Raw genomic sequence first — 18,505 nt, 5'->3', positions numbered from 1 at the left:
GTCAAAAAATTGACGTAATCAAGCAGCATGCGGAATCTGCATGCTGCTCATAGACCTGATGTAAAAAGCTCGGGTTTGACAGGATCTGACCCTTCGCCTTCCTGGTCTGTCTGCTCGTTGTACGGAACGACTTTATACTCTGCGTTTGAAAAGAGATTGGAATAAGGAATCTCATACGAATCCTCACCCTTAACGAACCCTACGAGCTTGTCTTTGCTCCCGCTTGTCTCATAGATTCTGTAGATGACGCGGTCATCCTTCTGCGCATCCCATTTCAATGTCACGGTGAAAAGGCCAAGCGCTTTAAACGTATACCCTGCCTTTACTTCACCCAGATTCTTCAGTCTGATCGGCTCTTCAAGATCTTCAACGCCGTCAGGCATCTGGAATGCCGTTTTCAGGTCTTTGCCGGACTCACTCAGGATTTCTTTGAAAAGACGTGTAGGATAGGAGCTGCCCTGCTTTAGGTACTGTTTGCTGTCCGTGCGGTCATATCCCATCCAGAGAGCTCCGGATACAGACGGAGTATATCCGACAAACCATGCATCCTTTACAGCACCATCTACATCGGTAAATGAAGTTGTGCCTGTTTTTCCTGCAAGTACACCGTCATAAGTTCCGATGCTTGCTGTCCCTTCGTTTACTACCTCCTCAAGCATTCTCGTCATGTTCCAGGCGGTCTGTGCGGAAAAAATCCGCTTCTTTAGGTGCTCTGGTGCCGAAACTTCTTTAGCATCTCGGTCTGTAATCTTTTGGATAAAATACGGCTCACTGTATACACCGTATTGCGCAAAAGCTCTGTACGCGTTTGCCATCTGAAGAGGGGTTACACCGTTTTTAAGTCCGCCAAGCGCAATGGAGAGGCCGTTGTCCTCGATGGGCAGGCCGGATTTTTCCAAATACTTCTTGCTGGTTGAGACACCCATTTCATTTAATGTCCACACAGCCGGAGCATTTTTGGAGGCTGTAATCGCATCGTACATCGTAACCTCTTCATCATACTTGCGGTCGTTATTTTTTGGCTGATAGCCATCATATGAGACGGGCTTGTCTTCAAGCAGGGAGTATGGACCGAATTCTTCTTCCTCCATGGCAGGAGCATAAACGGCAATCGGCTTGAACGTAGACCCGGGCTGACGCTTTGTCGTTACGCGGTTATACCCTTTTTGCACGTAGTTTCGGCCGCCAATGGCAGCCTTCACACCGCCGGTCTTGTTGTCAATCAGGACAAATGCTCCCTCTGCGCCTTTTGTCGTTCCTGGAAAATACGCATCTTTCTGGAACAGTTCGTAGGCGGTCTTTTGCATGCCTGCATCAAGCGGCACTGTGACTGTATATCCACCCCGCATCAGTTCTTCATTTGAGAGGTTGTATCTTTCTTCTGCTTCATCCATTACCATGTCGATATATGAGATAAGCCATGGAGTCTCAGATTCCTCAGAAATCGAAAGGCCGAGCGTTCTCCCCTGTGATCTGACAACTTCCTCAGCCGTCAGATAACCCTGATCACCCATTAAAGAAAGGATTGTGTCCCTCCGTTCTTTGCTTCTATCCGGATGAAGGACAGGAGAATAATTGGAAGGTGCTTTTGGAATTCCTGCCAGCATCGCTCCTTCTTCAACCGTCAGATCCTTCACTTCTTTATTAAAATAGTAAAGCGAAGCACTCTGGATACCGTATGCACCGTGGCCAAAATAAACCTGATTTAAATACAGCTCAAGTAGCTTGCTTTTGCTGTATTTATTCTCAAGGCTCATGGCAATGGCGGCTTCTTTGACTTTCCTGAGCACAGATTTTTCAGAAGTCAAAAATGTGTTTTTTGCAAGCTGCTGGGTAATGGTGCTTCCGCCCTCCACTTTCCCGCCGGCAAGAAAATCCCTGTACAAAGCCCTTGAAATGGCTTTTAAATCTATTCCGTTATGTTCGTAAAACCGTTTATCCTCAACAGCTATAAACGCTTCGCGGACATGAACGGGAATGTCTTTGACCGAGACAGGCTCCCGGTTCTGCAAATACAGTTCCGCCACCTTGCTGCCTTCAGGATCAACAAGTGTAGTCGTAGAATCCATCACAAGCTTTTTTTCATCAATGGAATAATCTCCAATGACAAGGATGAGGAGATAAACTGCCAGAGCAATAATAGCTGTCAGCAGAGCTGCCAGAGCAGAAAGAATGACTTTTTTTCGCATGCTGTCACCTGCGTTCCGTAGATTTATACATGTTTAGTATTGTTAAAAAAAGGGTTGAATATGTAAGCAGAGGCTCATAATAGCCTTCTTTGTCCAGTCATTGTTATAATGAAACAAAAAGAGGTGTATGTAAAATGAACTTTTATGTCACATTTGGAACTCCGGAATACTTGGCAAAAACCGCAGCAGAACACACAGATGAAAACATGCTGCTGATGCAGAATGAGGATAAGGGCATCCTTCTTCATGAAAGCGAATCAGATTCCCTTTTTAAAGAGCCTAAAAAATACGAAGTGCTTGATGGAGTGGGAGATTTCAAGACCGGCAGCTATGCCGTTTTGAACAATATTCCTGTCACAGACGAAGGCAGACCGCTTTTTGAACAGCGCTTCAAAGAACGTGCCCGCATGATCGAAAACGAACCGGGATTTGCGGCCATCCGCGTCCTGAGACCTGTTCAAGATGACACATACGTCATCTTAACTCTATGGGATAAAGAAGAATCGTTTAAAAACTGGCAGCAGTCCCAGTCCTACGCAAAAGCCCATAAAAAGCGCGGAACAAGCGAGGGCGTGGATCAAAAGCCGATTTTCCCGAGACCTTCTTACGTGACGACCTATCAGGTTGTAAAAGAACACTAAAAGAACCGCTCCTCCGACCTATGTATGGAGGAGTTTTTCATGCCTAAATTGCGACACTATTTCCTTGGAAATGACACAATTCCTCCCTGTACCTTTACCCATCTTTCATTTTCCGTTAACACACTTGTTTACATGAAAAGAAAACAGCAAAAACAGGGTTAATCTAAGTGATTAAGATCAACCCTGAAATTCTTTGCCATTATATATCGCTGCCGAATCCGGCAATGCGGATAGTGAATTCTTAGAGTTTTGGGTAAATAATGTTTGAACAACTTTGCTTTTCCAGATGAAATATCCAATTAAAGCACCTGACATATTCAGAATGAAGTCATCAATATCGAAACTTCCCCTTTTTGCAGCTACTTGTACTATTTCAATAACTAATAGCGAGATCATCATTGAAATTGAAAAAACACTTACCTTGTTCATTCTTTTTATAAAGTACGGCAGATAGATACCCATCGGTAAAAACATTACAAAATTCCCAAACAAGTTTTTAATTGGTGTATCCCTATTCATACTACCGTCAAAAATCGCATGAACATATAAATTGATTGTTTTAAATGGAACAAAATTTGAAGAGCTCTTAATGTATTCTATTAAAGACACATCTGTCCAATAGCCCCTTGAACCTAAAAATAAGAGAGAAATTAATGCTAATAAATAGAACATAAAACTTATACTAAACACGGCATTAAATATTTTTTTCATCTTGTCCCCCATTACTTGCTGTACTCCTTTTCATTCCAATAAACTCAGTATAATTACACCAACCAAATTTATCCATAAAAAGTTTCGTAATTTAAAAGAGTAAAAGAATTATAAAAGGAAAAAAAACAGGCACTCTCATTAAGAGAATCCCTGTTTTTTTAAGCAGAAATGCCGCCTTTTTTCTTTTTTGCAGCAGCAAGCAGATTCTTTGCCCATTCATAAATGAGAATGGTCCCAAGAAGAAAAACGAAGCCGATGAAGTACCCGCCAATCACATCTGTGACATAATGCGAATTGGTGATGACGCGGCTGATCCCTATTAAAGCCATTAACAGAACAACCGCGGCCCAGATCCCTTTTTTAAGAGCAGGAGACTTGATTTTTTCAATGATCATATAGGCAAATAGACCATAAAAGATGACGCCTACCATGGCATGGCCGCTCGGAAAGCTGAAACCTTCTTCAAGATGAAGGGGCTCTGGCGGACGTTCTCTTGCCGTCACGCTTTTTAGAAATTTGTTTAAAACATCTCCAAGGTACACCGCCAAACCAATCATGAGCGGTTGAAGATAATGTCTGAATAAAAGAGAAAGAACAACAATAGCTATTGCAAGCAGACTGATGATTCCAGGCTTTGAAGCAAGATAGCCTATTCCCTCAAAAAAAGCAAGAATGCCTTCTGACTGCTGGATGTATTGTGCAAATTGCGAGGCTCCATCATCTGCAGGTTTTATAAAAGCCTTGCGGATAAGTCCGTACAGAATGAGAGCTGCCAGAAGACATCCTCCCATAATCGAAATCTTTTTCACCTTTTCACACCTTTCAGATTTTAATCTTGTAATTTTCAAACAACTTCCCTAAAATTGACCTAATATCAGAATTTATTTTATCTTATGAATCATTTGGCGAATATATATTTTTCAAAAAAGAAAGGATGAAGTGATTTGTTTCAGGAGATTTGTTCAGAACTCGATGCAGCCTATGAGGAAATGGTAGAAATCAGACGCTACCTTCATATGCATCCAGAGGTTTCGTTTATGGAATTCAAGACAGCAGCCTACATAGCAGAATATTATCAGAAGCTCGGCATTGAGCCCAGAACCGGAGTGGGTGGAAACGGCGTTGTAGCGATGGTTAAAGGCGGACTGCCGGGGAAAACAATTGCCCTTCGCGCAGACTTTGATGCCCTGCCGATTCAGGATGAAAAGGATGTACCCTACAAATCGACGGTTCCCGGTGTCACCCACGCCTGCGGACATGACGGCCATACCGCGACACTGCTCGTCTTGGCAAAAGTGCTGCACAAGCACAGAGAAAATCTTGAAGGAAATGTTGTGTTTATTCACCAGCATGCTGAGGAGTACGCTCCCGGCGGTGCAAAAGCGATGATTGAGGACGGATGCCTTGATGGCGTCGATGTCATTTTCGGCACCCATCTATGGGCAAGCGAGCCTGCAGGCAAAATTCAGTACCGGACCGGACCGATTATGGCAGCTGCCGACCGCTTCCAGATTAAGGTGCAGGGAAAAGGCGGACACGGAGCACAGCCGCAAAAAACGAAGGATGCTGTTGTCATAGGGTCTCAGCTCGTGCTGAACCTCCAGCAGATCGTCAGCCGGAAAGTCGATCCTGTAGAATCAGCCGTCGTTTCTGTCGGTTCATTTATTGCAGAAAATCCATTTAACGTTATTGCCGATTCGGCCGAATTAATCGGAACGGTCAGAACCTTTAATGAAGAAATCCGAACTCAGATCGAGCAGGAAATTGAACGGACGGTGAAAGCTTCCTGTGACCTATATGATGCTGCCTATGAGTATACATTTGACAGAGGCTATCCTGCCGTTGTGAACCACCGCGAGGAAACAGAATTCCTGGCAAACCTCGCAGGAAACGTCCCTGGCGTGGGGGTTGTAGAAGAAAGCCCGATGCAAATGGGCGGCGAAGACTTTGCCTACTTCCTTCAGCACGTAAAAGGAACCTTCTTCTTCACAGGCGCAAAGCCGACCTATTCAGATACAGCCTATCCGCATCACCATCCTAAATTTGATATCGACGAAAAAGCGATGCTGATTGCTGCCAAAACCTTCAGCCTTACCATCCTTCAATATCAGGCAGAACATGCTGCTGTGACGGCTGGGAAATAAAATAATTGAAACGGTGCTTCGGCGCCGTTTTTTTCTTTGATCGGTCGATCGGTCTACAAGGTAAAGCCAACTATATTGAATGCAATCACCGCAAATTAGGAGGCATCTGGAAATATTCAAGTAAACACGCTCGCACGGCAAGTAAACAGGTCATTTTTGCTAGAAAAAGAAGCATTCCGTCAAGTAAATCAGGAATGCAGGCAAGTAATCGAATGCTCACCGCAAAAAAAGCACAATCCATTTAGATTGTGCCGAGCCTTCTCAGTCTGTAGCAATTCATGGCCGTCTCCCCGAGGTGCCTCACAAGATGATAATTGGCAACGCCTCCGACAACGGCGCCGATTCCCGGCATGACCTGCAGCAGTTTGACAAGGTCGATGTGATCTCTGTATTCTTGCTGGAAGGTTTGCCAGTCGATCTCCTTAACCGTTTCCTTCCGCTCTTCCCAGTTCTCGATCAGTTCGAATGTTTTTCGGCGGTGATCATCGCTTGAATAGGCAAGCTGGAAAACATAAAGCAGAAAGATTCTTTCTTCCACTTGTTTTGGGTCATATCCATAAAGTGTTGCAATTTCAAACAGGCATTTCATTTTAATGCCAAGAAGCAAAGGGAAATCAGCTGCAGAAGCAAGCAGACCGCCTGCACCTGTCCCAGCTCCCTCAACAGCCGCCGCCTTCTGATAGGCTGAGATGGTTTGGCGCACCTTATTTTCCCGCTCTTCAAACGAGATGCCTTCAAGCTTTTTTTCGGACGTTGTCAGATTAGATCCGGCAAGTGTTGCTCCAACCATTTTCTTAATGCTTTCTGTAATAATGGTGTGTATTTTTTCAGGAATATGCGCGTTTATTTTCGTTTGTGTTTTTTTCGAAAAACGTTCTAACCTGGAAGACTTTCTCAGCAGTTTCTTTTTCCATTGGAAAAGATCTTCTTCAAGCTGCTTTTCATACAGCATGTTTATCAGCTGCCTTTGCTTTAATATATGCTGGCATCCATTTTAGCCAGCCTCGGTTTTACATACAGATATACAAAAAGGTAAGCAAACGCGATGCCCGCTCCTAAAAGGATAATGGAAGGCAACCATTTACCGGAAGTCAGTGACACCACCGTCAGAATGAGATGCTGGAATAAAACGATGCTGAAGAGAAGTTTCAGGAACTTCCCTTTTTTATGCTGCCTGCTGACGGGATACAGGTCCGGCAGCGACAGCATATCAAAATGCTTATACAAACCGAGAATCTGGATGCCTGTTAAGTACAGGACTAAAATAGCAATCGCAAGGACACTGAACTGATTCGTCGGAATGATAAACAGAATGATGCTTCCGATGACAGTCAGCCTCAAAAAGATGCCCAGAAAGTCACCCGACCTTAAAAAGGCGCGTGTATAAAGGTAGGCGTACATGTTTTCCTGTTTGTATTTAATCAGCGTAAGCAGGCCATCAAGCATCTTTCTCCGCTTGGCCTTTTTCTTAAGCTTCGGCACATCTGTAAAGAGGTTGGCAATCCGGTAAAAGGATTGCTTCTTCTCAAGCTCGCGGTCAATAAGCGCTTCCCATTTGATCCCCTTTGCAGCTGTTGCTTTTTTAAAATACAGATAGAGAACGGCCATGACCGCAAAGACAACGATCGCATATAAATAAGCTTTAGATAGGATGAAATAGACGGCTGCTGCATTCAAAGCAAAACGAACGGCAAGATCCGCTGCTTTTGCAGACTGTTCAGTATAAAAAGATATTCTGAAACTCATCAGCAAATTCCATGCTTTTGCAAGAAGAATCAGCAGGCACATGAACAGGTAGTCTGTTCCTGTAAAATTTTCTGCCCGGAAAATCATCGGAGCGAATACAATCGCTGCAATAAAAAAGATGTACAGCTGGCTGAAAAAGCTGTAAACCGTCGCTTTTCTGAAGTAGTCCGCCATTTTCACTTCAAGCGGCAGTAAAAAAACGAGATCTGCTTCCTTCAACAGCGTTCGGACGCTGGAAGCTGTGATAATCAGTGCAAACACAACGGTCAAAATCAGCAGGGCCGGAAAATTTTCCGGCATTGTTTTAAGCCATTCCTGATAGGACAGCGCCCCTCCTGCCCCTAAAAAAACCAGTACAAAAATGAGATGGTCATTAAACATATATTTAGTATAAGACTGCACTTCTTTTACATGAGCCTCAAGCCGGGTTTTCCATATCTGGTCGAGATTTTTCATTGCTGATCTTCCTTTGTCAGCTGAATATATAAGTCATCAAGCGATGCACCCTTCATCCCGAATTCATCCTGAAGCTCTGAAAGGGTGCCTTTTGCACGGATTTTGCCGTTATGTAAAATGATGAAGGAATCACAGTATCTTTCTGCAGTAGCCAGGATGTGCGTTGACATCAGAATGCCGGCTCCTTCCTGTTTAGCCTTGTTCATCATTTCAAGAAGCGCATTGATGGCAAGAGGATCTAAGCCTACAAACGGTTCGTCAATGATGTACAGTTCAGGCTCGACTAAAAAAGCACACATAATCATGACTTTTTGCTTCATCCCTTTAGAAAAGTGGCTTGGAAACCATTTCAGCCTTTTTTCCATTCTGAATTCCTTTAGCAGCGGATCAAGACGTTCTTTGAATGTCTCGCGGCTTAATCCATATGCCATGGCCGTCAGTTCAAGATGTTCGTAAAGGGTTAATTCTTCATATAGAATCGGGGTTTCAGGAATAAAGGAAAACTGGCTGCGGTAAGCCTCAGGCTCATCCTGAAACGAAATGCCATTGATGGAGATCTCCCCTTTATGAGGTTCCATCAGGCCGATCACATGACGGATCGTCGTGCTTTTTCCGGCACCGTTTAATCCAATCAGGCCGACAATGGAATGCTTGTCAATTTCAAACGATATATCTTTTAAAACGGGGTTTCGCGTGTAGCCTCCCGTTAGCTGGTTTACTTGTAATAAGCTCATCGTTTCGTCCCTTCGCCGTTTTCTTTTATCTTACCAAATCCGCCGGACATTTTGCTAATTTCGCATGCATAATTGTGATTTACCTGGACATCATAATGGATGTAGAGGTGAGGAGCTGTCACAGACATTCATTCAAATGAGGTGTTTGTTAAAGACAGTTTAGTGAAGGAATCCATGAGCTAGTTAACATCATGAATATTTCCATTTCGAGATGAGGTGTTTGCGGGCCGTTACTTTCAGTAATAGATGCTCTGTATAAATTCATTTTCCGAATGAGGTGTTCGTCAAAGACAGTTATTGATTAGTTAAGACTCATTACTGATACTCTTAACTGGGAGATGGTTGCTTTGAACCATGTTTAACAAATTCACTCTTTTTTTCCTTCATTTCCAAGCAAATGAGGGAGATGACAAAGAGATCTGCGAGTCTTGCCATTAAGCTGCGCCGGCTCTTCCTCCTCTGCAGAGCAGGGTGATCATTGCGATCATCCTGTTTCTTTTTTTGGAGGTTTTTGCTTCATTGCCACCTTTAGAACACTTTCCTCTCTTCTCCAGCCAGGGTTTGTGCGGCTTAACCTTTTTTAGAACACTTTCCTCTCTTCTCCAGCCAGGGTTTGTGCGGCTTAATTTTTTTAGAACACTTTCCTCCCTTCTCCAACCAGGGTTAATGTTGCTAAACCCTTTTTAGAACACTTTCCTCTCTTCTCCAGCCAGGGTTAATGTTTCTAAACCCTTTTTAGAACACTTTCCTCTCTTCTCCAGCCAGGGTTAATGTTTCTAAACCCTTTTTAGAACACTTTCCTCTCTTCTCCAGCCAGGGTTTGTGCGGCTTAACTTTTTTTAGAACACTTTCCTCCATTCTTCAGCCTGAGTTTGTGCAGCTAAACACTCTATAGAACACTTTCCCCTCTTCTCCAACCAGGGTTAATGTTGCTAAACCCTTTTTAGAACACTTTCCTCTCTTCTCCCACCAGAGTTTGTGCGGCAAAAACAATTTAGAATCCTCCCTCTCATCTTTTGAATCCCCACAGCCAGCTATGGTACTATATGGATAAGCAAACCGTACCCACGAAAGGATGAATGGAATGAGCGGATGTATTTTCTGCAAGATCGTAAACGGGGAAATTCCAAGTGCAAAAGTATTTGAAAATGAACATGTTGTTGCGTTCCTCGACATCAGCCAGGTCACAAAAGGCCATACTTTGGTCATTCCGAAAGTACATAAGGAAAACATTTATGAATTAACACCTGATATTGCCCGCAATGTTTTTGAAACCGTTCCTAAAATTGCAAATGCCATTAAAGAGCAGTTTCAGCCTGTTGGCATGAACATCCTGAACAACAACGGCGAAAAAGCCGGACAGTCCGTTTTTCACTATCACATTCATCTGATTCCGCGCTACGGAAAAGGCGACGGTTTTGGAGCGGTCTGGAAAACCCATACGGAAGATTATACGCCTGATGACTTGAAGCAAATTGCTTCTACTATTCAGGAAGGTCTTCTATAATACCCGCTTACGAAGCGGGTTTTTTCATGCCCTGAAATATTTTTTAAAAATTCCGACTCCGTTTTCTCATTTCATGTTAGGATATAAAAATAGATTTTTTAATCATGCACCGCGACAAAGTGAGGAGTGACATTTTTCATGAAACGAACGCACAATTTTAATGCCGGACCTGCTGCCATCCCGCTTGCAGTTCTGGAAAAAGCCCAAAGCGAACTTATTGATTTTAAAGGTACAGGCATGTCGGTCATGGAACTCAGCCACAGGAGCAAACCGTATGAAGATGTACATAACAAAGCTTCCCAACTGATGCGGGAGCTAATGGACATTCCTGAAGAATACGAAGTTCTGTTTCTGCAGGGCGGAGCGAGCCTTCAATTTGCGATGATTCCGATGAATTTTTTAAAAAGCGGTTCACCTGCTCACTTTGTGATGAGCGGCGTCTGGTCTGAAAAGGCCCTGGCAGAAGCGGAAAAGCTGGGAGAAACAGCTGTTATCGGCTCTTCAAAAGACGACCGTTATACCTTTGTGCCTGAAGAATTTGAAGATCCTTCTGAAGGAAGCTATGTCCACCTTACATCCAATAATACGATTTACGGCACACAATGGAAGAGCTTTCCTAAAACAAAACTTCCTTTAGTAGCTGATATGTCAAGCGACATTATGAGCAGGAAAATCGATGTCAGCCAATTTTCCCTTATCTATGCAGGAGCGCAGAAAAACCTCGGTCCTTCAGGCGTCACAGTTGTGATCGTGAAAAAAGAGATGCTTGAGAATGCCAATCAGGAGATCCCTTCCATTTTGAAATATGCGACTCACTCGAAGCAGAATTCGCTTTATAATACACCTCCCACTTTTGCCATTTACATGCTTTCATTAGTGCTTGAGTGGATGAAAGAACAAGGCGGCCTTGCAGCCATTGAAGAGCTGAACGAGCGTAAAGCGCAAATTATCTATTCATGCATTGACAAAAGCGGAGGATTTTATAGGGGCCATGCGAAAAAAGAAAGCCGCTCGAACATGAACATTACGTTTACTTTGGAAAATGAAGAATTAACAAAAGCGTTTCTTAAGGAATCAAAAGAAAGAGGATTTTCCGGTTTAAACGGCCACCGCTCCATTGGAGGATGCCGTGCTTCCGCTTATAACGCCGTACCGCTTGAAGCCTGCGAAGCGCTTGCAGAATTCATGACGGAATTCCAGAAAAAACACAGATAATCTTTTTTACAAGGGAAGAAATACCTGTTATACTGTTTTTAAGTTCTCCCGCAATAAGACAGAGGTCATTATTGGGGAGGCCAAAAAAAAGAGCTTAGACTGAGGAGAGTTGAGAAATGAATACAAGAGTTTTAGTGGTGTTATCTTTATTTGTCGCAATGGGTTTGGCGCTTCACGGTATTATTCCGCCGATCTTCGGAGGCATGAAGCCTGATATGATGCTGACGATGATGTTTTTAGGCATTCTGCTTTTCCCGCACATCCGCAACGTTTTCCTGCTTGGAGCAGTAACAGGTGTCCTTTCGGGCCTGACAACCAGCTTCCCCGGGGGATTGCTTCCGAATGTGATTGACAAGATTGTAACAGCCTTTGTTTTCTACTTGCTTGTACTGATGATTAAGAAATATGCTTCAACTGTAGCAGGAGCGGGCGTCTTGACAGCTGTCGGCACACTCGTATCCGGAACGGTTTTCCTGACAGCAGCCTTTTTTATTGTAGGTCTGCCTGGCGGAGCTGGATTTACAGCATTATTTCTCGCAGTTGTTCTTCCTGCTGTTGCGATGAACACTGTGGCCATGGTCTTTATATACCCGATTGTGCAGACAATCCTTAAACGTTCAAAAATTGCACTTAACTAAACGAAAACCCGATCCTAAACGGTCGGGTTTTTTTAAAACTTATACGGTATAAAATAAGATCCCAATTAAAAGCGCAATGGCTCCTCCGCCTGCAAGGACTGCTGCTTTTTGATGAACAATATGCTTAGGCGGATAGGAAGCGGACTGCTGAGCCAATTTCAGATAGTGAAACGATCCGGTAAACAGAAGCAAACTGACGGCAAAAAACAGAAAAATAACTCCTGCCACTCTTCCCCCTCCCCTTTCATGTCCCTACTCATACCTATGCAAAAACGGCATATGCTATGAGTAAAACAAGCGTTTATCTCCCTTAACAGAGGGTATTTAATAAGGAATGACTTCCTTAGAGTCTATATGTACATAACAAAAAAACTGGAGTGATACCTATGGCAAATGGAAAATCTTTAATGACAGGCCTGCTTGTAGGAGGCGTAATCGGAGGACTTGCGACCATCCTGACAGCACCTTCTTCCGGCAGGGACCTGCGGACTCAATTAAAGCAAAACAAACAAAAACTCGAATCCATTCTCATACAGCTGAAAGATGACAGCATCTCCCTGAAAGAATCGGTTGTAAAGACCGCTCAAGAAAGCGCTGTCGTACTAAAGGATGTAACGGCTGATCTGCAGAAATCGATTCAGACCTGGCAGGAGGAAATTGAGCCGCATAAAGCAGAGCTTCAGAAAGAAATCAGCCAGATTGAAGAAAAAATAAAAGAGCTTGAGCAAACACTGAACAAATAGATTGTTTTTGTAGACAAACCAATTATGAAATAAGAGCGGCAGATTTTCTCACAGGCCGCTCTTTTTTTTATGTGAGTAAAACAACGCTTTTCCGGCTTTTTAACAATTTATTTAAAAATTTTGTAAATTTAATCTTTATTAATCTTTATTTTATTGGCATAATAGAATATAAGAGTAAAAGAGAAAAAGTAGGTGACTGGGGATGAAACGAAACGAACAGGATTATTCCATTAAAGAAGCCTTGTTATTCAGCCAGAGAATCGCTCAGCTGAGCAAAGCTTTGTGGAAATCCATCGAAAAAGACTGGCAGCAATGGATAAAGCCCTATGACTTAAATATAAATGAGCACCATATTTTATGGATTGCCTATCATTTAAAGGGCGCTTCAATCTCTGAAATTGCCAAATTCGGGGTCATGCATGTTTCAACAGCCTTTAACTTTTCAAAAAAGCTTGAAGAAAGAGGCTATCTTGAGTTTTCCAAAAAGCAGAATGACAAACGGAATACGTACATTCAGCTGACAGAGCAGGGAGAAGAAATTCTTCTGAAGCTGCTTGAAGATTATGATCCAAGCAGAAATGCCGTTTTTAAAGGAGCCCTGCCCCTTCAAAACTTATACGGAAAATTCCCTGAGATTATGGAAATGATGTGCATCATTCGAAACATTTACGGGGACGATTTTATGGAGATCTTCGAGCATTCCTTTACGAACATCGAAAAGGAATTTGTTGAGGAAAACCGGAAGCTGAAAAAGCTTGCAGACCCAGAAGCTGAAACTGTTCCGGCTATTTCCGAATAATGTTTCTGAATTCACCCATCAGCGGCTCATAAAGCCCCTGTTTATGCAGGTGAATAATGGTGTCATCGACAGAAAGCTTATAATTCAGCTGACCCGCAAAAAGAGTAAGAAGGCTTTCGTAATTCAGAAGCCCTTGCTCTTTTTGTTCTGCAAGCATATCTTCGAGTTCTCTGCATATACGGTGGATCTCTTCAATTTCCTCTGCTGAAAGTCCCGCCTTCATAACCGATACATAAAAGGGATATTTTTCAGCATCAGCCATCTTAATCAGCATCTTTTGATAATACTCCAAATTGGCCATGCGTTTTTCAAACGATTCCACTCCCGTTCACTTCTTTCCTTCTGATTCGTTCCTATATTTTAAATCATTCCGCCTCATTTAGGTAGGCTCATCTTTTGTAAAAGATTCCTATTTTTCATTTTAACCGTTTTCATCCGAAATTTCATATTGCAATTTCTGTTCAGGCATCGTAAAGTATGTATCGGAGCCGGACTGAGCTCCTTTTTTTCAATACCAATTATGTCTCAGACATGATTTTCGGACGGTGATTTTAATGAACTGCTGGAAAACCATTAATCTTTCAAAAGATTATGGATTCCATAGATTGTCTATATTAGCTGCATTCATCATGATGACTACGTTTATCGGCATCTATCTGCCATTAATGGTCGTTTTCCCATACATCCATCTTAAAGCAGATCACTTTCTCCTGCTTCTTTTGTTTGCTTTTTGCGTTGTACCATGCCACAAGCTGCTGCATGCCCTGCCGCTTTGGATGGCCGGATACCGCGTATCACTGAAATGCAGGGTTCAATCCTATATACTGCCGGTTATCTATTTAAAAACAAACTGCAATGTATCAAAAACGATGATGCTGCTGTCTCTTGCAGCGCCAATTGTGCTTGTGAACTCAGCTCTTGCTGCAGGCTTGATAGCATTCCCTTCTTACCTGCATTATTTCAGTCTGGGAATCGCCTTTCACACCGGCATTTGCATAACAGACTTTATTTACATGAATCATCTGCTAAAGGCTCCAAAGGCCTGCTACATTGAAGAAGCGGACGAGAGCTTTGAAATCCTCTTCCAAAAATAAGAGCATAACAGGGAGCATTGCCGAATAGGATAGGCTTGACCCCGGTTAAGAAAAGCAGCTCAATACTGAGATGCTTTTCTTTTGCTATTTATTAGGAGTCATTGCTATCTTTTTCACTCGATTTTTGGTAATCTTATATGTATCAGTGAGGAGAGGGGGAATCTCATATGATAGCTTTTTTCATTTTGTTTGCAGTGTTCATCTTATTCTATATCAATAAATTAACCAGCGCACTCTGCCTGGTAAGAGAGATTCCTGAAGACCGACAAACAAAAGTATTCCGGACAATCAATGTCCTGATCACCATCTTATTGGTTTCATCTTACATAGAAATCTTGTTTACTTAGATTTCAATCAGAAAAGCGTAAGCGCCCGGTTTAGCTCCGAAAGGCAGATAAGAAATCACACGAAAAGTCCGGTTTATGACTTTTTGGGGGATTTTGTTCTGGCAGAGGAGTTGGGCGGTGAAGCTAGACAACACAGTGCAAAATTATGTACATCCTTAACACTTAAAAAGCTGTATGCAAACTGACGCATACAGCTTATACAATGATAGCTGACAGATTATCTGTCAGCTATTTTAGTTTTGGCTTACAGCCAAGCAGCACCAACAATGATCAATAAGATGAACAAAACTACGATTAACGCGAAGCCTCCAGCGTATCCTCCCATAATGACACCTCCTTTATACATCGGTAAGTTATACTATGCATGATCACTTTACAGCGAATAGGCTACTGTCTTTTGTTTGAAAATTTTTAGCCCTTCGCTTCCTAGTAAAGATAAGAAGCACCAATAATGATTAATAAAATGAACAGAACCACCAGCAATGCAAAACCGTTTGAATATCCGTATCCCATAATGAAAACCTCCCTTATCGGTGTTCCATACATCATATGGACGTTTTGCCGATTTGACCTAGACGAATGCCCTGATTACCCTGGTCCTATTGCAAAACTTTTTAGTTCATGGCACAATGTGGTATAGTGTTCCAATAATTAGGCAGTCCGCTGCCTTAAGGATATTCCGCCCCTGCTTTTTTGCATGTACATACTTGTTTTCAAACATTAACCCGCAGAAAAGGCGAAATCCCCTTACTAAAAACAGAATCAGGAGTTGTATCAGATGAAAAGATTTGCTCTCGCACTAGCAGCAGCATCCAGTGTTTTAGCACTTGGCGCATGCAGTAACAATGATGGCGGTTCAGAAGTCATCGCTGAAACAAAAGCAGGCAACGTAACGAAGGACGAATTTTACGAAGCTATGAAAGACCGCTTTGGAAAAGATGTTCTGACAGAGCTTGTCCATGAAAAAGTACTAAGCGAAGACTACAAAGTAACGGACAAAGAAGTAGATCAGGAAATCGATAACTTAACTCAGCAATATGGCCCTCAATTTGAAGCAGTCATTCAGCAGCAAGGCGAAAAGACTGTTAAAGATATGGTAAAAGTGGACCTGCTCCGCAAAAAAGCAGCTGAAAAAGAAGTAAAAGTAACAGACGAAGACACAAAGCAATACTACGAAACACTTAAAGGCAAAGTAAAAGCAAGCCACATCCTTGTTGAAGACGAAAAAACGGCAAAAGAAATCAAATCACGTCTTGATAAAGGCGAAAAGTTTGAAGATCTTGCAAAAGAAGCATCTAAAGATCCTTCAGGACAAAACGGCGGCGACTTAGGCTGGTTTGGCGAAGGACAAATGGTTCCTGAGTTCGAAAAAGCAGCTTTCGCTCTTAAAGAAGGAGAAGTAAGCGCGCCGGTCAAATCTGAATTTGGCTACCACATCATCAAAGTAACTGAAACAGTAAAACCTTACGAAGAAATGAAAAAGCAGCTTGAAGCTGACGTGAAGAAACAAAAAGTAGGCCAGCCAGATGCTGTTCAGGGAGCCCTTGACAAAGCCCTGAAAGAAGCTGATGTAAAAGTGAAAGACAAAGACCTCGAAGATACATTCAAAGCTCCTGAAGCCGCTCCGGCTGAAGGACAATAATAAAGAATTGTACATGCCCTGAAGTGAAAGCTTCGGGGCTTTTTTAGTTCGTATGGTTGTATAGTCGTTAAAAGCACGTTCTTATATATCCTGAAACTGCACATTCCTTCCTGTTTTGTGACCTTCACACCTCGGAACACTTCACGAAGGGCACATTCCTTCCTGTTTTGTGACCTTCACACCTTGGAACACTTAACGAAGGGCACATTCCTTCCCGTTTTGTGACCTTCACATTTTGGCACACTTCACGAAGGGCACATTCCTTCCCGTTTTGTGACCTTCGCATCTTGGAACACTTCACCAAGGGCACATTCCTTCCTGTTTTGTGACCTTCACACCTTGGAACACTTAACGAAGGGCAGATTCCTTCCCGTTTTGTGACCTTCGCATCTTGGAAAACTTCACGAAGGGCACATTCCTTCCTGCTTTGTGACCTTCACACCACGGAGCACCTCACGAAGGGCACATTCCTTCCTGTTTTGTGACCTTCACACCTTGGAACACTTCACGAAGGGCACAAATCTATATTTCATCACACACAAAAAACAGCCGGGAACATACTCCCGGCTGCTTTTTCACCATCTTCAGTTCTCTTCATCCTCATTCTTTTTCCGCGATTCGCGTTCTTTCATCATCCGTTCGATGTACACATTGCCCTCTTTTTCTATATAGGCTTCTTCAACGATTCTTTCTTTTCTCGTTGTTGAAAAAGCCATGTAGCCGCTGTATAAAATCCCAAGTACGCAGAGGTAAACCCACCATGGCAGCAAAATCATGCCCTATTTCCCCCTTTTCTTTGACAAGCCTCTTACTGCACTATATGTGAGAGCCTGGCCGATTATCCCTTTATCTGAAAAAATTAAAAGCCCTCCTCTTTAAAAAGAGAAAGGGCTTTGTCATCATTTATGAAAAGCAGGTTTATAAAACGACCGGTTATCAAGAGCAAAAACGCGCTCCGTGTATTCGCCTGGTTTTACGCGTTCAAGCGCGCGGTCAAGCATGTTCATTTTTGCATCGAGGTTATCGATGTAATGAAGAATTTCAGCTTCTTTGATCAGCGGCGGTTTAGGGCTTCCCCACTCCGCTTTTCCGTGATGGCTGAGAACCAGATGCTGAAGGATGACAACCTCTTCCCCTTCAATGCCAAGATGCTCTGCTGCTTTTGCGATTTCATTTACCATGATGGAAATATGTCCGATAAGGTTTCCTTCTACCGTATAGGTCGTACCGATCGGGCCGGAAAGCTCTGTAACTTTTCCTAGGTCATGAAGGATGACACCTGAATAAAGCAGATCTTTGTCCAGGGTCGGATAAAGGTCTGCGATTGACTTTGCCAAATCCAGCATGGACACGACATGGTAGGCAAGACCTGATACAAATTCATGATGGTTTTTCGTTGCAGCCGGATATTCAAGAAATTCGTTCTGATGCTTTTTCATGAGATATCTTGTGATGCGCTGGATATTCGGATTTTTCATTTCAAAGATGTACTGTGTGACTTTTTCCATCATTTCTTCCTGTCCGACTGGAGCGGTTTCAAGAAAATCCGATATTTTCACGTTATCAGCAGCGGATGCTGTGCGGATGTTGCGGATCTTCAACTGATTGCGCCCGCGGTAATGATGAATGTCTCCATATATTTTAACAATGCTTTGAGAACTGTATGATGCTTCATCCTCAGGACCTGCATCCCAGAGCTTTGCTTCGATCTCTCCGGATTGATCCTGCAGAATAAGCGTTAAAAACGGTTTCCCGTTGCTTGCAATGCCTTTAGTGGATGTTTTAACAAGCAAGAATACGTCAGCCTGCTCTCCTACCCCGTAATGATTAATGCCTTTTGGCGTCATAATGCGGTCCCTCCCATAGTGACTCAGTATTCTGAGTATAGCATAATCAGTC

Annotated in this window: 22 protein-coding genes; 10 read left to right on the top strand and 12 right to left on the bottom strand. The window is 42.9% G+C overall.

All coding sequences use genetic code 11. The features are described 5' to 3' along the window. Positions 1 to 47: 47 nt before the first annotated feature. Positions 48 to 2,189, bottom strand: coding sequence for a transglycosylase domain-containing protein (locus ACK1LH_RS04435; protein ID WP_029283712.1), 2,142 nt, complete (start codon positions 2,187 to 2,189; stop codon positions 48 to 50). Between the two features lie 134 nt (positions 2,190 to 2,323). Between ACK1LH_RS04435 and ACK1LH_RS04430 the strand changes: the two genes are divergently transcribed. Further along, positions 2,324 to 2,830, top strand: a complete 507-nt coding sequence (locus tag ACK1LH_RS04430) for an antibiotic biosynthesis monooxygenase family protein (RefSeq protein ID WP_029283710.1) — start codon at positions 2,324 to 2,326, stop codon at positions 2,828 to 2,830. Positions 2,831 to 3,007: 177 nt separating this feature from the next. On the opposite strand, the gene ACK1LH_RS04425 is transcribed toward ACK1LH_RS04430, so the two are convergent. Then, positions 3,008 to 3,541, bottom strand: a complete 534-nt coding sequence (locus ACK1LH_RS04425) for a VanZ family protein (protein ID WP_411334597.1) — start codon at positions 3,539 to 3,541, stop codon at positions 3,008 to 3,010. Positions 3,542 to 3,699: 158 nt separating this feature from the next. Then, positions 3,700 to 4,350 carry a phosphatase PAP2 family protein gene (locus ACK1LH_RS04420; protein WP_139015521.1) on the bottom strand — a complete coding sequence of 217 codons (651 nt, stop codon included), beginning with the start codon at positions 4,348 to 4,350 and terminating at the stop codon, positions 3,700 to 3,702. A gap of 180 nt (positions 4,351 to 4,530) precedes the next feature. Here ACK1LH_RS04420 and ACK1LH_RS04415 point away from each other — a divergent pair, with 180 nt between their 5' ends. Further along, positions 4,531 to 5,685, top strand: a complete 1,155-nt coding sequence (locus ACK1LH_RS04415) for a M20 family metallopeptidase (RefSeq protein WP_087946385.1) — start codon at positions 4,531 to 4,533, stop codon at positions 5,683 to 5,685. Positions 5,686 to 5,926: 241 nt separating this feature from the next. Here ACK1LH_RS04415 and ACK1LH_RS04410 read toward each other — a convergent pair whose 3' ends face one another. Genes ACK1LH_RS04410 through ACK1LH_RS04400 form a run of 3 tightly spaced genes read right to left on the bottom strand, consistent with a single transcriptional unit; the run spans position 5,927 to position 8,621 of the window. Next, a complete protein-coding gene (locus ACK1LH_RS04410) occupies positions 5,927 to 6,634 on the bottom strand; it encodes an EcsC family protein (protein WP_035207786.1) in 708 nt (235 codons plus the stop codon). Positions 6,635 to 6,657: 23 nt separating this feature from the next. Further along, entirely contained in the window at positions 6,658 to 7,887 is a 1,230-nt protein-coding gene (locus ACK1LH_RS04405) for an ABC transporter permease (protein WP_411334596.1), read from the bottom strand. Then, positions 7,884 to 8,621 carry an ABC transporter ATP-binding protein gene (locus ACK1LH_RS04400; protein ID WP_411334595.1) on the bottom strand — a complete coding sequence of 246 codons (738 nt, stop codon included), beginning with the start codon at positions 8,619 to 8,621 and terminating at the stop codon, positions 7,884 to 7,886. The genes ACK1LH_RS04405 and ACK1LH_RS04400 overlap by 4 nt, the downstream gene beginning before the upstream one ends. Positions 8,622 to 9,705: 1,084 nt before the next feature. On the opposite strand from ACK1LH_RS04400, the gene ACK1LH_RS04395 reads away from it, so the two are divergent. From ACK1LH_RS04395 to ACK1LH_RS04385, 3 genes are all read left to right on the top strand, one after another. After that, positions 9,706 to 10,128, top strand: coding sequence for an HIT family protein (locus tag ACK1LH_RS04395; RefSeq protein WP_029283698.1), 423 nt, complete (start codon positions 9,706 to 9,708; stop codon positions 10,126 to 10,128). A 138-nt stretch (positions 10,129 to 10,266) separates the two neighbouring features. After that, entirely contained in the window at positions 10,267 to 11,343 is a 1,077-nt protein-coding gene (gene serC / locus ACK1LH_RS04390) for a 3-phosphoserine/phosphohydroxythreonine transaminase (RefSeq protein ID WP_029283696.1), read from the top strand. Positions 11,344 to 11,459: 116 nt separating this feature from the next. After that, positions 11,460 to 11,981, top strand: a complete 522-nt coding sequence (locus ACK1LH_RS04385; protein WP_029283695.1) for a tryptophan transporter — start codon at positions 11,460 to 11,462, stop codon at positions 11,979 to 11,981. Positions 11,982 to 12,020: 39 nt separating this feature from the next. Here the strand turns inward: ACK1LH_RS04385 and ACK1LH_RS04380 are convergent, their stop codons facing one another. Then, positions 12,021 to 12,209 carry a hypothetical protein gene (locus ACK1LH_RS04380; RefSeq protein WP_029283693.1) on the bottom strand — a complete coding sequence of 63 codons (189 nt, stop codon included), beginning with the start codon at positions 12,207 to 12,209 and terminating at the stop codon, positions 12,021 to 12,023. A 158-nt stretch (positions 12,210 to 12,367) separates the two neighbouring features. On the opposite strand from ACK1LH_RS04380, the gene ACK1LH_RS04375 reads away from it, so the two are divergent. Continuing rightward, positions 12,368 to 12,724, top strand: a complete 357-nt coding sequence (locus ACK1LH_RS04375; RefSeq protein ID WP_029283691.1) for a YtxH domain-containing protein — start codon at positions 12,368 to 12,370, stop codon at positions 12,722 to 12,724. A gap of 202 nt (positions 12,725 to 12,926) precedes the next feature. Continuing rightward, the gene (locus ACK1LH_RS04370; protein WP_029283689.1) at positions 12,927 to 13,523 is read left to right on the top strand and encodes an HTH-type transcriptional regulator Hpr; all 597 of its coding nucleotides are present in this window, start codon (positions 12,927 to 12,929) and stop codon (positions 13,521 to 13,523) included. Here ACK1LH_RS04370 and ACK1LH_RS04365 read toward each other — a convergent pair. After that, complete coding sequence (locus ACK1LH_RS04365) at positions 13,510 to 13,845, bottom strand: DUF1878 family protein (protein WP_029283687.1); 336 nt, start codon at positions 13,843 to 13,845, stop codon at positions 13,510 to 13,512. The two genes, ACK1LH_RS04370 and ACK1LH_RS04365, sit on opposite strands and share 14 nt — an antisense overlap. A gap of 232 nt (positions 13,846 to 14,077) precedes the next feature. Here ACK1LH_RS04365 and ACK1LH_RS04360 point away from each other — a divergent pair, with 232 nt between their 5' ends. Next, the gene (locus ACK1LH_RS04360; RefSeq protein ID WP_029283684.1) at positions 14,078 to 14,617 is read left to right on the top strand and encodes a DUF3267 domain-containing protein; all 540 of its coding nucleotides are present in this window, start codon (positions 14,078 to 14,080) and stop codon (positions 14,615 to 14,617) included. Positions 14,618 to 14,784: 167 nt separating this feature from the next. Beyond that, positions 14,785 to 14,964: a hypothetical protein gene (locus ACK1LH_RS04355; RefSeq protein WP_029283683.1), complete on the top strand. Its 180-nt coding sequence runs from the start codon at positions 14,785 to 14,787 to the stop codon at positions 14,962 to 14,964. A 244-nt stretch (positions 14,965 to 15,208) separates the two neighbouring features. Here ACK1LH_RS04355 and ACK1LH_RS04350 read toward each other — a convergent pair whose 3' ends face one another. Both ACK1LH_RS04350 and ACK1LH_RS04345 read right to left on the bottom strand, forming a co-directional pair. Continuing rightward, positions 15,209 to 15,289 carry a YjcZ family sporulation protein gene (locus ACK1LH_RS04350; RefSeq protein WP_101567585.1) on the bottom strand — a complete coding sequence of 27 codons (81 nt, stop codon included), beginning with the start codon at positions 15,287 to 15,289 and terminating at the stop codon, positions 15,209 to 15,211. A gap of 101 nt (positions 15,290 to 15,390) precedes the next feature. Next, complete coding sequence (locus ACK1LH_RS04345) at positions 15,391 to 15,477, bottom strand: YjcZ family sporulation protein (protein ID WP_035207754.1); 87 nt, start codon at positions 15,475 to 15,477, stop codon at positions 15,391 to 15,393. A gap of 265 nt (positions 15,478 to 15,742) precedes the next feature. Between ACK1LH_RS04345 and ACK1LH_RS04340 the strand changes: the two genes are divergently transcribed. After that, positions 15,743 to 16,606, top strand: coding sequence for a peptidylprolyl isomerase (locus ACK1LH_RS04340; protein WP_029567310.1), 864 nt, complete (start codon positions 15,743 to 15,745; stop codon positions 16,604 to 16,606). Between the two features lie 584 nt (positions 16,607 to 17,190). Here the strand turns inward: ACK1LH_RS04340 and ACK1LH_RS04335 are convergent. Both ACK1LH_RS04335 and yhaM read right to left on the bottom strand, forming a co-directional pair. After that, positions 17,191 to 17,382 carry a sporulation YhaL family protein gene (locus ACK1LH_RS04335; protein WP_029283679.1) on the bottom strand — a complete coding sequence of 64 codons (192 nt, stop codon included), beginning with the start codon at positions 17,380 to 17,382 and terminating at the stop codon, positions 17,191 to 17,193. A gap of 123 nt (positions 17,383 to 17,505) precedes the next feature. Beyond that, positions 17,506 to 18,453: a 3'-5' exoribonuclease YhaM gene (gene yhaM, locus ACK1LH_RS04330; protein WP_029283677.1), complete on the bottom strand. Its 948-nt coding sequence runs from the start codon at positions 18,451 to 18,453 to the stop codon at positions 17,506 to 17,508. Positions 18,454 to 18,505 lie beyond the last annotated feature (52 nt).

The sequence above is a fragment of the Metabacillus indicus genome (assembly GCF_046603695.1).
GTDB lineage: Bacteria > Bacillota > Bacilli > Bacillales > Bacillaceae > Bacillus_P > Bacillus_P indicus.
Note: the sequence above shows the minus strand (reverse complement) of the source record. Positions and strands in the feature narration are given on the sequence as shown.

Bases quoted from the DNA above. Each gene is read 5' to 3' on its own strand.
- serC (WP_029283696.1), top strand. From the start codon at position 10,267: ATGAAACGAACGCACAATTTTAATGCCGGACCTGCTGCCATCCCGCTT.
- ACK1LH_RS04425 (WP_411334597.1), bottom strand. From the start codon at position 3,541: ATGAAAAAAATATTTAATGCCGTGTTTAGTATAAGTTTTATGTTCTAT.
- ACK1LH_RS04360 (WP_029283684.1), top strand. From the start codon at position 14,078: ATGAACTGCTGGAAAACCATTAATCTTTCAAAAGATTATGGATTCCAT.
- ACK1LH_RS04385 (WP_029283695.1), top strand. From the start codon at position 11,460: ATGAATACAAGAGTTTTAGTGGTGTTATCTTTATTTGTCGCAATGGGT.
- ACK1LH_RS04400 (WP_411334595.1), bottom strand. From the start codon at position 8,621: ATGAGCTTATTACAAGTAAACCAGCTAACGGGAGGCTACACGCGAAAC.
- yhaM (WP_029283677.1), bottom strand. From the start codon at position 18,453: ATGACGCCAAAAGGCATTAATCATTACGGGGTAGGAGAGCAGGCTGAC.
- ACK1LH_RS04405 (WP_411334596.1), bottom strand. From the start codon at position 7,887: ATGAAAAATCTCGACCAGATATGGAAAACCCGGCTTGAGGCTCATGTA.
- ACK1LH_RS04355 (WP_029283683.1), top strand. From the start codon at position 14,785: ATGATAGCTTTTTTCATTTTGTTTGCAGTGTTCATCTTATTCTATATC.
- ACK1LH_RS04370 (WP_029283689.1), top strand. From the start codon at position 12,927: ATGAAACGAAACGAACAGGATTATTCCATTAAAGAAGCCTTGTTATTC.
- ACK1LH_RS04435 (WP_029283712.1), bottom strand. From the start codon at position 2,189: ATGCGAAAAAAAGTCATTCTTTCTGCTCTGGCAGCTCTGCTGACAGCT.
- ACK1LH_RS04430 (WP_029283710.1), top strand. From the start codon at position 2,324: ATGAACTTTTATGTCACATTTGGAACTCCGGAATACTTGGCAAAAACC.
- ACK1LH_RS04395 (WP_029283698.1), top strand. From the start codon at position 9,706: ATGAGCGGATGTATTTTCTGCAAGATCGTAAACGGGGAAATTCCAAGT.
- ACK1LH_RS04335 (WP_029283679.1), bottom strand. From the start codon at position 17,382: ATGATTTTGCTGCCATGGTGGGTTTACCTCTGCGTACTTGGGATTTTA.
- ACK1LH_RS04415 (WP_087946385.1), top strand. From the start codon at position 4,531: ATGGTAGAAATCAGACGCTACCTTCATATGCATCCAGAGGTTTCGTTT.
- ACK1LH_RS04340 (WP_029567310.1), top strand. From the start codon at position 15,743: ATGAAAAGATTTGCTCTCGCACTAGCAGCAGCATCCAGTGTTTTAGCA.
- ACK1LH_RS04345 (WP_035207754.1), bottom strand. From the start codon at position 15,477: ATGGGATACGGATATTCAAACGGTTTTGCATTGCTGGTGGTTCTGTTC.
- ACK1LH_RS04350 (WP_101567585.1), bottom strand. From the start codon at position 15,289: ATGGGAGGATACGCTGGAGGCTTCGCGTTAATCGTAGTTTTGTTCATC.
- ACK1LH_RS04375 (WP_029283691.1), top strand. From the start codon at position 12,368: ATGGCAAATGGAAAATCTTTAATGACAGGCCTGCTTGTAGGAGGCGTA.